We start from the raw sequence: 14315 nt of genomic DNA, 5'->3' as shown, positions 1-14315 counted from the left end.
TATGATCAATTCAATGATATTTATAATTACAAACGACTTTTATTTAGCGAATAAATAGTTTGAATATTTTCATTATAGCTGTTGACATTTTTTAGAATGTAACTTACTATAACAGGGAACATAAAACTAAATAGTTAGTCTTCTTATCAAGAGAGGTGGAGGGAACGGCCCTTTGATACCTCGGCAGCTTACTTTTTACATAAAAGTACTGTGCCAATTCCGTCAGACGTATGTTTGAAAGATAAGAAGAGTAAGGCTGTCATTATAGAAAACAATTATAATACTGCCCCTCTTCTTAATTGAAGGGGGGTTTTTTGACGTAATAAACTAAAAAAGGAGGTTTGATCGATTGGATTTATTAACCGCACTGAAGGAAAAGATTCTAATTGCTGATGGTGCTATGGGTACCTTGTTATACTCACATGGTGTTGATCGTTGTTTTGAAGAATTAAATTTAACCCATCCAGAAGAAATTTATCATACACATAAGGCGTATGTAGAAGCTGGAGCTAATGTTATCCAAACAAATACGTACAGTGCAAATTATATTAAACTGGCACGTTATGGATTGGAAGATAAGGTAAAAGAAATTAACACGCAAGCAGTAAAAATAGCTAAAAGAGCTGCAAATAAGGATACATTTGTTGTTGGAACAATTGGCGGTATTCGCGGAAGTCAAAAAAACCTTGGTTCAATAGAGGAAATCAAGCGCATTTTTCGTGAACAGCTTTATTGTCTTTTATTAGAAGGTGTAGATGGGCTTCTTTTAGAAACGTATTATAGCCTTGAAGAATTAAAAACCGTTTTAGTCATTGCTAGAGAAGCAACTGATCTTCCGATTATTACGAACATTTCCATGCATGAAATTGGTCTATTAGAAAATGGCACACCGTTAAATGACGCGTTAACACAATTAGACGATGCTGGTGCAGATATCATTGGTGTGAATTGCCGATTAGGTCCACACTATATGATTGAATCTTTAAAAACAGTTGACTTACCAAAGACGGCTTATCTTTCCGCTTATCCTAATGCGAGTCTACCAGCATACAGTGATGGGAAGTTAATCTATAACAATAACCCTGACTATTTTGAACGATGTGCTAGAGAATTTCGTAATCAAGGTGTGCGATTAATTGGCGGTTGTTGTGGTACCACACCCGAACACATTAAGGCACTAGTAAAAGGTATCGAAGGTCTCACACCTTTAGTAGAAAAGAATGACGTTAAGCACCATCAGATTGTAGAAGTAAAAGAATCAGCTACTAGAAAAAAATTGGATCTAGCTCAAATTGTCGAACGTAGACATTCTATTATTGTCGAATTAGACCCACCAAGGAATTTACAAACGAAAGAATATTTAGCAGGTGTGCAAGCATTAAAAGATGTTGGCATTGACGCAATAACAATGGCTGATAATTCGTTAGCCACACCACGGATTAGTAATCTAGCAATGGCAACACTAATAAAACAGAAAAAAATACCTATGACAACACTTCTTCATCTAACTTGTCGTGACCGCAATTTAATCGGCTTACAGTCTCATTTAATGGGGTTACACACACTGGGTATTCATGAGATTTTAGCTATTACCGGGGATCCAACTAAAATAGGTGGTTTTCCAGGTGCATCGTCTGTATTTGACGCAACATCCTTTGAATTGATTAGGCTAATCAAACAATGTAATGAAGGTATTTCATTTTCAGGCAAGTCATTAAATGAAAAAACATCTTTTCAAATCGCAGCAGCTTTTAACCCCAATGTTCATCATCTTGATAAAGCAGTGCGCAGGTTAGAGAAAAAAATTGATTGCGGCGCAGATTATTTTCTGACCCAACCAATTTATCAACCCGAACAGATTGAGGCGCTTAAACAGGCAACAGAACATATAAGTAAGCCAATCTATGTCGGCATTATGCCATTAACATCCTCACGAAATGCAGAATTTCTACATCACGAAGTACCAGGTATGAAACTAACAGATGACGTCCGTCAACGAATGAAGGCAACAGGAGAGAATAGAATACTAGCAGAACAAGAAGGCATGTCGATAGCAAAAGAATTAATTGATGTCGCTTTTGAACATTTTAATGGCATCTATTTGGTAACACCCTTTATGCGCTATGACATCACAGTCGAACTATCAAAATATATCAAACAAAAAGTGGCAAATGTACAAAAATTAATTCTATAATACGAGTTTAAATTTAAATGGAGGTTTATAGATGACAAAAGTAATTAGTTCCAATCTAGGTTATCCGCGAATCGGTGAAAAAAGAGAATGGAAACAAGCGCTTGAGCAATATTGGGAAGGGAAAATCGAAGAAAAAGAATTACTTTTAATAACGAAAGTAATAAGGCTAAATAACCTTAAAAAGCAACAAGAAAAAGGTATTGATCTAATTCCAGTTGGTGATTTTTCATTATATGATCATGTATTAGATACTTCCGTTATGTTTGGTGTCATACCAGAACGTTTTGATTATGATGGTGGTACGGTAGGATTAGATACTTATTTTGGAATAGCACGTGGAACAAAAAACGCGGTTGCTTCGGAAATGACAAAATGGTTTAACACGAATTACCATTACATCGTGCCAGAGTTAGAAAATGTCCAACCGAGTGTGACAGAAAATCGTCTTCTTTCTTTCTATCAAGAAGCAAAAGATGAACTCGGTATTGATGGGAAGCCTGTTATTCTAGGTCCTATTACGTATCTGAAGTTAGCGAAACTCCAGGATGATGTACAATTCGAAAAATTACTAGAAACATTTATACCGCTTTACATTCAAGTATTAAAAGAATTGGAGCAAGCTGGTGTATCTTGGGTACAAGTAGATGAACCCATTTTTGGTACAAATTTATCTCCACAGATTTTAGCTCTTGCAAAAAAGGCATACGAAACAATTCATCAAGCTGTTCCTAACATAAATATCCTTTTACAAACGTATTTTGAAACAGTTGTCGATTATAAAAAAGTAGTCGATTTCCCTGTACAAGGAATTGGCTTAGATTTTGTTCATGGTGATGCGCTTTCGTTTATTCAAGAACATGGATTTCCAAACGATAAAGTCTTAGCTGCAGGCATTATAAATGGTCGGAACATATGGCGCGCTGATTTAGAAGAACGTTTAGATCTGTTAGAGAAGCTAAAACAAATCGTTACAAATAAGTTGATCATTCAACCGTCTACTTCCCTTCTACATGTTCCAGTTACAAAAAAACAGGAGCAGGAAATTGATCCCTCCATTTATGGTGGATTAGCATTTGCAGATGAAAAATTAGCAGAAATCGTTACGCTTACGAAAGCACTAGATGAAGGTCGAGATCATGTTCAATCAGAATTAAAAGATGCTACTGCATCACTTAAAAAGTGGAAAGATGCTAGCTTCGGCAAAAACAAAGAAGTGCAACAAAAACTTGCTAACTTAACCGATGCGGATATAAATAGATCAGTAGCCTTTGCAGAACGAATAGAAAAACAACAGCAATACTTCCAATTACCATTGCTACCAACAACAACAATAGGAAGTTTACCGCAAACAAGCGAATTGAAAAAAACGAGAACAAAATGGCGTAAAGGACAAGTAACAACGAGTGAATATGAACAGTATATTCGTGACTATATTAAGAAATGGATAACGATTCAAGATCAAATTGGACTTGATGTCCTCGTTCATGGAGAACCTGAACGTACGGATATGGTGGAATATTTCGGCGAAAAACTGAATGGTTTTATTGTTACGAAGCTTGGCTGGGTGCAGTCTTATGGCTCACGTTGTGTAAAACCGCCAGTAATTGTTGGTGATGTATCTTTTGCAAATCCAATGACAGTAAAAGAAATTGTCTATGCCCAATCATTAACAACAAAACCGGTAAAAGGCATGCTTACTGGACCAACAACTATTTATAATTGGTCGTTTGTGCATGATGACTTACCTCGTAAAACCGTTCTAAACCAAATTGCTATTGCATTAAAGGCAGAAATAGAAATACTAGAAGAAAATAATATTAAGATTATTCAAGTGGATGAGCCAGCATTACGTGAAGGTCTACCATTAAATCGCGATAAATGGGCAGCTTACTTAGAAGATGCGGTTACTGCATTTAGATTAGCCACATCAACAGTTGAAGTTGATACTCAAATTCATACCCATATGTGTTATTCGAATTTTGAAGATATCTTTGAAGCGATTGATGGGCTTGATGCAGACGTAATCTCAATTGAAACGTCAAGAAGTCATGGAAACCTGATCTCTACTTTTGAAGAGAATACCTATAATAAGGAAATTGGACTTGGTGTTTATGATATTCATAGCCCGCGTGTTCCAAGTATAGAGGAAATCAAGCAAAATATTAATCGCGCATTACAAACGATTTCACCAAATCAGTTCTGGATTAATCCAGACTGTGGGTTAAAGACTAGGAATGAAGCTGAAACAGTAGAAGCACTCCAAACGATGGTAGATGCTGCAAAGATCATAAGAAAAACAGCACTATCTTATCAAAAATAGAACAGTAACATTAGCAAGTCCTCCACCGTTATCTGCGGTGGAGGACTTTTTTATTGGGTCGAAACACAAATGTTATATTACTAATATTACTCAATTTTCGGAGCGTAAAACAGGCTTTTAAGTCTCGGCATAACTAGGAAATCTCTAATCATCATGGTAATTCATCTGACTAACTTGATAGAAACTGCGACGTACCAGAAGACCTTACCCGTTCTACAGTGAAATGGGATCGCTTTCCGTGGGCACGGCTTCAGCTAACTCGGATAAGCAAAAATCGCTTTCCGAGTGGATCTTCAGTCCGCGCTGTTCCCACAGGAGTCTCACCCATTTCACCGCTTCACTAATTTTGTCTATAAATATATGATAAGTATCCTTTTGCATATGTAATTAGAAATACCGACAACTTTATTAATAACAAAAACACAAATTTTTCAATGAGCATTCTAATAATTTCTGTCCTTAATATTATTCATATTTAGAAATAGTTGCTCTAATCAGCGAAGGAAGCAAATGCTTGACACTCCTACGGGAACAGCACGAACCGAAGATCCTCTATAGAAGCGATCTTTGCTTCTATAGATAGCTGAGGTTGTGCCCGTGGAAAGGAAAAGCATTTGCTGACGTAGCGAGTAAGATCCGAATGTTACGTCGCAGTTGATGCTTATTGTGATGGAAAGGGAATTACTATGTCAACATATGAACCTCTCTCAATTGAAATCCATTTCAATAAGAAGTGCCTAAAGAATGTGTTGTGTATTTCCAAAGCGAGTTAAGCCTGTAGTGTTTTCATCTGTATATATCGACGTTAAGTATTAGGCTTCTGTTTTTTTTACTAACATTTTTAAAAGTAGGTACATTTTGCTTAAAGAAACATAGAATGCTACTGAACCAATTATTATGGCTCAGTAGCAGGGGAATTAATGGGATATTATTAGTTAATGGAAAGGAGAACGTTTCTTTTTATTAAAGAATGTCTAACTGTGCAACAAGTGTTAAAAGAATCTGTAAAAGCACTTGGATGGATGCTGCAACATCCGTGTCGGTAGTTGTTACTTTAACAGATTCACTTCCGTCAATTACAATAAGTTGTCTGTTAGATTGATCAATTCTAGAATATCCTAATAGTTCTTCTGTTACCTCTTGTGCTCTTGAACTACTAGCTATTGAAATGTTTACTACAATAACTATTGCTACTTGTAATGCAACTTGTAAAGAAACAGCCACCTGGGTATCAGTTGTATCAACAGTTACATCTGTTGAGTTCAAAATAAAAATTGCCTCTCTTGATTGCTGCTCGATGCCAGAAATTTGGTCTGCATACTGACTAACCGCTCTTGATTGATTACTCGTTCTACTCACATTAATACCTCCCTCTTTTTTATGACTCCGAATTATTTTTATTACGCTTAATTTTTTGCAATTTTTCAATTAACGCCTCTGTTTGAACTGTCATTGTTTTCTCGCTATTTTGTTGGTCAGCTAAAAATGCTTCAGTTTGCGATTTGAGTCCTTCAACCGACTTTTTAAGTTGGCTTTTTTCCTCATCAGACAGTTCTGTATTTCTAGAAATATTTAGTCTCTTAAAAATATCAGAGACATGTACTTGAATCAAATCACTTGATATTTGATTCAATTGGTTTTGGATATCCCCATCTGTCAATGTTCTCCCCCCTCTTGGCTAAGTTTGCTTACACCATATATATATACAATTATCATAAATGTGAGCGGGTACTTATCACAGATAGCAATAGAATAGATAGATGTTACTGATGGATACAACCACTAACTAAAAAAGCAACCGACACAATCATTGACTGTGACGATTACTTTTTATTAACTAGCAATTTTCATTATACTGTTTTTGTTTTAGAGTAATCGCTAAGTAGAGCTTCAAATTCATTAGCAGGTGACGGTTTAGCATATAAGTAACCTTGTCCATATCGACATTGATGTTCTAAAAGAGCTTTGGCTTGCTGTTCTGTTTCTATTCCTTCTGCAATTATATTTAAATTTAAATTCATACCAATATCAATAATTGTTTTTACAATGGAAAAGTCTTTTTCATTATCAATATCATCGATAAAGGATTTATCTATTTTAATTGTACTAATCGGCAACTCTTTTAGGATATGTAATGACGAATATCCTGTACCAAAGTCATCGATAGCTGTTTCAACGCCAAGTTCTCGCAATCCACTTAAAACTTGAATCGACTCTTCAATGTCATGCATGATACTCTCTGTTATTTCCAATTCTAAATACTTTGCCGAAAGACCTGTTTCTTTTAAAACATTACTTACAAGTACAACAAAATTATCCTGTTCAAACTGTTGGACAGAAACATTTACGGAAACAGCTAACGCTTGAAAACCATTTTGCTGCCAGTCTACATTCTGCTGACAAGCCTTACGCATGACCCATTCACCAATCGACAGTATTTGACCTGACTCCTCTGCTATAGGAATAAATTCTACAGGAGACACTTGACCTAACGTTGGATGCGTCCATCTTAACAGCGCCTCCATTCCGACTACTTCACCAGTCGCAATATTTATTTTAGGTTGATATAAAAGGGCTAACTGATTAAGTTCAATTGCATTTTTTAACTCAATCTCAATTGTCATTTTTCGGGTAATAATCTCATTTAATGCAGCATTAAAAAAGTAATATTTATTCCCTTTATTCTTTGCAATATACATCGCTGCATCCGCATGCTTGAATAGTTTATCACCGTCTAATCCATCCGTTGGATACATACTGATTCCTATACTCGGTGTAATTGATATTTCATGATAATCAATCAAAAAGGGTTGAAGAAAAACGCCCAGTAGGTTATCCGCTATTTCGCTGCAACTGCTTTTATTATGATCTGGCAAAATAACGACAAACTCGTCTCCCCCAACCCGATAAATATCTGTCGTGCAACCTAATTTTTCTCTTAATCTGTCCGCGGCTATTTGTAAGACACGATCTCCAATTTGGTGTCCTAATGTATCATTAATTGTCTTAAAACGGTCTAGATCCATTAGTAACAAGGCCACTGGTCGATTAGATTCCCTTGCTATGTTCATCGTTGTTCCTAAATCTTCAATAAAAGCCGTTCTATTTTTCAATCCAGTTAATGTATCATGATAAGCTAAGTTTCTATACTCACTTACTAACTTACTATTTTTCCGCATAATTACTAACTGCCGTCCGATGATCATCAGGAAGGAAATACTTAACCCTAAACTTAGCGCATTAAGTTTCCAATTATAACTTTGTGTTACAAGGATTAATAATATAATCGTACTAATATAAGGTAAAAAGTTTTCCCTGTTGTTAAAGTAATTAATGACCTTCCAGTCTAACTCTTCTGTATTCGAGTGCACAAACTTCCCTGAAGAGCCGATCATTAAGATAGCGTAAAGCCAGAAAACATCAACAAGGCTACCAATCTGATAGCCACCCATCAATGATAAATAAGCATAGTACAGATCAGCAACTACTTGGAAAAAGAAGCCAATAATTATAAATATCATTACCTCTTTCTCTTTCGAATCATATGATAAAAAATACAAATTAGTAATCGCAAACAAGATACTAATACTACATATTAAATACAATAATGTGATAATCGTGTCCATCATATCATCACCCTGGACAGCTTGGATTGTGCTCATTAAATAATACGTACCAACTGAAGTTGCAAAAGTCGTAAAGACTACTATTGAAAATAAATAGGGACTAGTAGACTTAGATGTTCTAATAACTCTTACTTTATATAGCAATCCAATTAGGAAACAAATATAAGCCACAAGCCATAGAAAAAATGATATCTCAGGATATTTCATCGAACCTGTCGTGAGTAGTGATACGAACCAATTAAGATTGGAAACTGTATGCAATAATAAACCAATACTAAGAATTAGCCAAAAAAAACGCTGCTTATCTGGAGTGATACGATAAGCTTTATTTACCCAAATAAAAGCAATGCTTCCTACTATAATTTGAATTCCAATAGTAAGAAAAGAACGTAGCCAATCATTATTCTGTAAAAATAATAGGATAATATAATAGAGCACTGCTATACCCAATATAGTGAAGATTGCGTTACGTTTAGTAGACATCATGTTATCTTACTCCCGTCCTCAAGATAATCCCAACAAATATAAAAAAGCTATTCCCAATGGAAATAACTTTTTAATTACCAGTTATCGTCATCCATTTGGTAACACAGCCACCATAGGTCACCCTTTAGGTCTGTTGCTTTGCGTCCTTATTTTTCAATAAGTTTGCCTTTTCAATGAAAAGAACTTCTTTTTTATAGTATAGTTCAATTGTACCATACTGGAAATTATTATGCGGTACTTTATAACTGTTATATTACTTTTATTTTGACTATCATTTTTATTTGATAGCTGGACTCTATGCAAAATACTTTATTTTTTTCGTTAACACAGTGATAATAGATATATGATAGAAAAGAGGTGTCAAGAAATGAAATGTAAAATGAATCGTAATGCTGCAAAAGTACTTAAAGGTTGGTTAGAAAGTGATGGTGCAGAAGGAAAAATGGTTCGAGTTTATGTAACCGAAATGCACGGCAATCATGCACACTATGATGTGATGTTAGATACACCGACAGAACATGATGAAATAGTTAAAACGGATAAAGATATCGATGTGTTACTAGATGCAAGAGAAGATTTTTTAGATGGCGTCTGGATTCAGTATTTCTTTGTTCCACAAGAAGGATTTGCAATTAGTAACAAATCAAAAGGATTACCACCACAGCATCATTAAAAAAACACGCGTCTGTCTCCAAATCCTTTGGTAGCAGACGCGTGTTTTTGTTTAAACTATATTTTGCAGCATTTAATTTTCAATAGTTAATCCCACTCCTTTAATTTTAAGACTAACTTTTTCATCTTCTTGGCTATCTTTCCCTCTTCTTTTCGCTGCTTTTTCCACTCATTGTAGCTCGCTATCCCAATTAAGATGAAGCCTGCAAGTAATAGATAGGCCCACCAAGGCATATTGCCCCAATACGGTTTTGTCTGATAGATCAGATTAAAGAGGAGTGTTCCAATTCCAATAAAAAAGTAAGATTTAATTTGAAATTGAGCACCTATTACTAAGGATAGGAGTGAAAGACCTCCGACAATTAAGGCATCCCGCACTGTATTACTCGAAATCGCATCCAATACTAAAATGATCGTCACAACTAATAAAGAGACTGTTTGAACATGAGACATTACCGTTTTATAGTTTTTCCACGTTTTTAAACTCAAGATAATTGATAGGAAAAGAACAGGGAAAATTCTAAGTTCAGTATGAAAGAGTTCTGAAATAAAAGGAATGTATTCTTCTAAAATAATGTAATAGGTTGGCAGAAAACTAATCGAACCCAACGTGACAATCACTTTCCGTGCTATGTGGTGAGTAAACCTTCTCACTTGTGCAAATAGCCATACAGTTCCTAATACATATGGAATAATATTAATCCAAACGTTACTCTCTCCCTGAAGATAGGTGATAGAATAACCTAGATAACATACAGCTATAATAGAGTACCAATCGATATAGTGACTTTCTTCATTCCATTGGTACAGTCTTTTAAATAATATTTTTCCTGCAATAAATAAAACAAGAAAACTAGCTAAACTAATTAAAAATAACTGAAAATCTTGATACAAATAGCGTTGTTGTTCCCAAATGAGTAGGGATAATGTTAATGGAAATACTAAGCCAACTGTCCAATTTCTCCTGTGTAAAAAGAAGACATTCAGAAGTACATATGTCAGAACAGACAAAACTTCTCCTAGAGAACTAACGTCGTATGTGGTAAGAATCATAAACAAACCGTAGTTAGAAAACGGAATAATATACCATTCTATTCTACTCTTCCAAGTCTTATTTACAACGAACCATCCTACAAAGAAAAGAACACTAGACCAAAACCAATAATAACCTTGTGAGAGATTTTCAAATATATTATAATACTGTGCTGTCGTAATTAAAATAAATGTAACCAGAGACATCGCAGCATACAAGAATAGCTTTATCGCCCATTCTTTTTTGATAACGAACATACTGTATATAAAAACACCAAATGGTACAAACAAAAATAGTGAATTTATCATTTGCGAAAGAGCTTGATCAATCAAAATAACTAACGTAACATTCAATTGAATAAACTGCGCAATCCAAAAGAAGTAAGGTTTTAAAGCAGGGACTCGCTTTCCTTGCCATCCTTCCACAACAAGTAAGATCAATGGACCAAACAAAAGAAATATCACAACAGAACTAAATTCTTGAATTTGAAAAGTGCTTAATAAGGAAGCGTAAAAGCAAAAAGTAGTGATTGCTACGAGAGACCATAATACGTCCAATTTTGTCTGTCTAACTAACCAGATAAATACACCAATACCAACTAAAAGTAGAGCGGGCCGAATAAAAGTTGTATCAATTGTAGTGAAACCAACAAGAAGCGATAATCCATATAAATAGCTTCCTTGACCGATATAAAAGGCAGCTTTAGCTAATCCAGTTTTCTTGTATTTTCGCCAAATTAAACTAATAAGCAATAGGGTAAGTGATGACATCACAATGTGAAATGGAAGATCCAAATAGACGGTGTATCCTGAAATTAGCTCTCCAATCTTTGGATTCAGACAATACAAAGCAAACAACCAACTCACTGCATTCGTCCACTTCGCTATTTCTCTTTCAATATTATTTTTGCTAGAAACAACAAACAATGCAATAATACCGAATAAAATATACATAAGTGAAGCATGTATTAGTAGTCCGAAAAGAGTTGCATACATCATGGAAGCTACCATTACAGCAACAGATAAATAGAAAACACTTCTTTTTATCGGTAACAAAAATACAATCTTATCACGTAAACCAATTAATAAAAATAAGAGCGCAGCATAAAAGAATAGAAACAGTTCCATACTGATACCTGTCAAATAATCAAGTATTATATCTCCAAGTTGTAAACCAAATGTGTATAGAAAAATAGTCGCTAACCAACTGAAAACAGCTCGTTTGGTTATATACGATAGATAGGTGTATGTGAGCATAATTACCAAATAAGCAGCTAATAAAATCCAAGCGTCCTCATTTGCTCTTATAACAATACCCTGGTAACTAATATAAATAAAAGCAAAAAGGGAAATCACACCACTTGTATAACGAAACATACGAGATACAACTACATCGCTTTTTATGACATGTGCAAAAACCAGAAAACATGCACCAATCAAACCATAAGCAATCAAATCAATTGAAGCTAACCAAGAGGATTCTGTTAATTGGTAAGCACCATATGCAAATAATGCCGAGAATACAAGTTGATACTCTTTTGTGTTATAAACAAACACCATTGCAATATAAATTGCTGCGGTTAAAAGAATATTAAAACTATAAAAAAGGGATTGATCGAAAATCACTAGCATTAATAATGTTGATACAACTAAATTCAACTGTGCATATTTAGGAAGTTCTTTAATAAATAACGCTAGTTTAGTATTCTTACAATAACGGTGATACATGTATAAAAGTAACGCGTTGTACAACATAATAAACAAGTAGAAAACATCGACAGATACTTGGGTCAATCCAATAAGAAAACCTACTGAAAATGTTAAGAATAAATACGAAATCCAGACAAATAATCTAGAACGATGCTTCCAAGCATTTCGAATATATAATGGTAAAGGAACTAAAGTACCTATAACGCCTAATAAGAATTTACCCTCTCCTGTTAAAGATAAATACTCTCCGAACAAACTAAAGTACCCTATTGCCACAATAGCAATTGGAATTAATAAACTTCCTAACGTTAAAAAGGCAAAAGCTGTTTTATCTATTTTTAAAAGTTTAGTAGAAATACCACTCAAAGCCAAGAAAAATAAAGAAACGCATAATAACGCTAAGACTTTTAACACAGGTCCCATTTGATCCCATGTACTTGTTGCTACAACCAAACCACTAATAAGCAGGAAGATAACACCTAGAATTAATAACCAGGTAATGTTTCGTTCTCTCACTTCTTCTTTTCCTTTTACTGTTTTTTCAGGTTTGGGTTTCGGTTGTTTCACTGCTTTTGTGATTTGCTTCTTTTTATCTAGATTTTTAACTTCGGATATAGTTGCCGACTGAAGAAACTGTTCTTTTTTCTCTACTTGTTGTAGTTGATTTTTTCGATATTGATTGTAAGCTATCCTAATCCGCGTGATATCAGCATCCTTAATTAAACCGTGATCAGATAACGCTCGCATTTCTTCATAAACAATTTTTTCTCGATCCGATCTAGAGATATCCTTCATTATTTCACCTCATTGTACACATTTACATTCAGGAATATAGTAACGTATTAACCCGTTAAATTCAACCTATTTTTTCCATTTAATTCACTTAATCCCTTTCTATTCTTTGAACTTTTCTTCAGAAAAACAGAAACAGAGTAACTGTACTCAAGCCTTTTTCTAAGCATTCTAAATTACAACAGTTTAATGCAATTTTCGAAAGAGAGAATTATCATACGACAATTTTTATTCCCCGGGAAATTATAGTTAAAAATCCGCAAAATAAGTATTGCATTTTTATTGGTAGGTCAAGGAAGCAGATGTTTTCTATTAAAAACAGATAAAAAACTCTCTACTTATGTGTACAAGTAGAGAGTATAGCAATCTGTTATAAAGCTGTTTTATGGTACCAGAAAACCATCATTATGTTCTGATTAATCTTACTCTTATAATCTTTCGAGAAAACGTTGATACGCTTGATCGGCATGCCCTGGTAAATGCTCATGTCCAAATTCATGATAGAGAACCATTTCTTTTTTTGCCACTATCTTATTGTATGCAGCAAATTGAGTAGATGGTGGACAAATATTATCTCTTAGGCCAGTAACCCAACATACATCAGCCTGTATTCGATCCGTTAAATTTTGGATATCAATATAACCTAGTTTCGCAAACACCTCTTCATCTCTATCATGTGTAGGATCAAAAGATCTAAAATAATATGCAATCTCTTCATAAGCAGAATTTTGAATATCCATCTCCCAAGCTCTCTTATAATCAGACAAAAACGGATGGACAGCATATAATTCTTTTACCCTTGGTTCAAGTGACGCACAAGCTGTTGCTAGAGCACCACCTTGTGATTGTCCATAGACACCAATTCGGCTTTCATCTACTTCTTTCATTCCGATTAAGATTCTTGTAGCCTGGACTGTATCTAAAAACACGTTACGGAAATAGAGTTTATCAGGATTAGGATCATCAATCCCTCGAATTATATGCCCTCTAAAGGTTGGGCCTTTTACAACAATATTATCTTCAGATAAGCCCCCTTGACCACGACAATCTAATGCAAGCACTGTAAATCCCTCTGCTGCATAAACAATTTTATCTAACCAATCTCCACTATCAACAGAGTACCCATGAAAGATAGCAAGTCCTTGACCCGTCCCTTTACCTTCTTTAGGTTTAGCTAACTTACAATGAACCCTTGCCCCACCAACACCAGTGAAATAAAGATGAAAGCAGTCTGCGTATCTAGATTTAAAATCAGCTGGTACAAGTTCATAATCTAATGACTGCATCTCCAACTCTTTTATTGCACGTTCCCAATACTGATCAAAATCAAATGGTTTTGGACTTTTACCCATGTATAATTGCAAATCTTCTATTGGCATATCAATGTGCATTTTCACTTCTCCCTTAAATTCAGATTATAAGCAAGTTATTTCTCAGAAAATAGCTAATGGCATAAATGGCATTCCATCAAGAGTATTAATTC

Annotated in this window: 8 protein-coding genes and 2 riboswitches; of the genes, 3 read left to right on the top strand and 5 right to left on the bottom strand. The window is 34.7% G+C overall.

Annotated features, from left to right (window positions below):
* Positions 1–140: 140 nt before the first annotated feature.
* Positions 141–248, top strand: a riboswitch (SAM riboswitch).
* A gap of 101 nt (positions 249–349) precedes the next feature.
* Positions 350–2194, top strand: coding sequence for a bifunctional homocysteine S-methyltransferase/methylenetetrahydrofolate reductase (locus D2K60_RS03805; protein WP_117168651.1), 1845 nt, complete (start codon positions 350–352; stop codon positions 2192–2194).
* Between the two features lie 31 nt (positions 2195–2225).
* Positions 2226–4514, top strand: coding sequence for a 5-methyltetrahydropteroyltriglutamate--homocysteine S-methyltransferase (gene metE, locus D2K60_RS03800; RefSeq protein WP_117168650.1), 2289 nt, complete (start codon positions 2226–2228; stop codon positions 4512–4514).
* Positions 4515–5477: 963 nt separating this feature from the next.
* On the opposite strand, the gene D2K60_RS03795 is transcribed toward metE, so the two are convergent.
* The 3 genes from D2K60_RS03795 to D2K60_RS03785 all read right to left on the bottom strand — a co-directional run bounded on the left by D2K60_RS03795 (position 5478) and on the right by D2K60_RS03785 (position 8626).
* Positions 5478–5873 carry a spore coat protein gene (locus tag D2K60_RS03795; protein ID WP_240335229.1) on the bottom strand — a complete coding sequence of 132 codons (396 nt, stop codon included), beginning with the start codon at positions 5871–5873 and terminating at the stop codon, positions 5478–5480.
* Between the two features lie 19 nt (positions 5874–5892).
* On the bottom strand, positions 5893–6174 hold the full coding sequence (locus D2K60_RS03790) for a hypothetical protein (RefSeq protein WP_117168648.1): 282 nt from the start codon (positions 6172–6174) through the stop codon (positions 5893–5895).
* A 190-nt stretch (positions 6175–6364) separates the two neighbouring features.
* Positions 6365–8626, bottom strand: a complete 2262-nt coding sequence (locus D2K60_RS03785) for a putative bifunctional diguanylate cyclase/phosphodiesterase (RefSeq protein ID WP_117168647.1) — start codon at positions 8624–8626, stop codon at positions 6365–6367.
* Between the two features lie 94 nt (positions 8627–8720).
* A riboswitch (cyclic di-GMP riboswitch) is annotated at positions 8721–8803 on the bottom strand.
* Positions 8804–8993: 190 nt separating this feature from the next.
* On the opposite strand from D2K60_RS03785, the gene D2K60_RS03780 reads away from it, so the two are divergent.
* Entirely contained in the window at positions 8994–9299 is a 306-nt protein-coding gene (locus D2K60_RS03780) for an iron-sulfur cluster assembly accessory protein (RefSeq protein ID WP_117168646.1), read from the top strand.
* A gap of 86 nt (positions 9300–9385) precedes the next feature.
* Here D2K60_RS03780 and D2K60_RS03775 read toward each other — a convergent pair whose 3' ends face one another.
* Positions 9386–12835 (bottom strand): hypothetical protein, encoded by a 3450-nt coding sequence (locus D2K60_RS03775; RefSeq protein ID WP_117168645.1) that lies wholly within the window; start codon positions 12833–12835, stop codon positions 9386–9388.
* 425 nt (positions 12836–13260) lie between these two features.
* The gene (locus D2K60_RS03770; RefSeq protein ID WP_117168644.1) at positions 13261–14223 is read right to left on the bottom strand and encodes an acetylxylan esterase; all 963 of its coding nucleotides are present in this window, start codon (positions 14221–14223) and stop codon (positions 13261–13263) included.
* Positions 14224–14315 lie beyond the last annotated feature (92 nt).

It is taken from the genome of Paraliobacillus sediminis (genome assembly GCF_003426055.1).
This window is presented reverse-complemented; position numbering and strand designations above follow the sequence as displayed.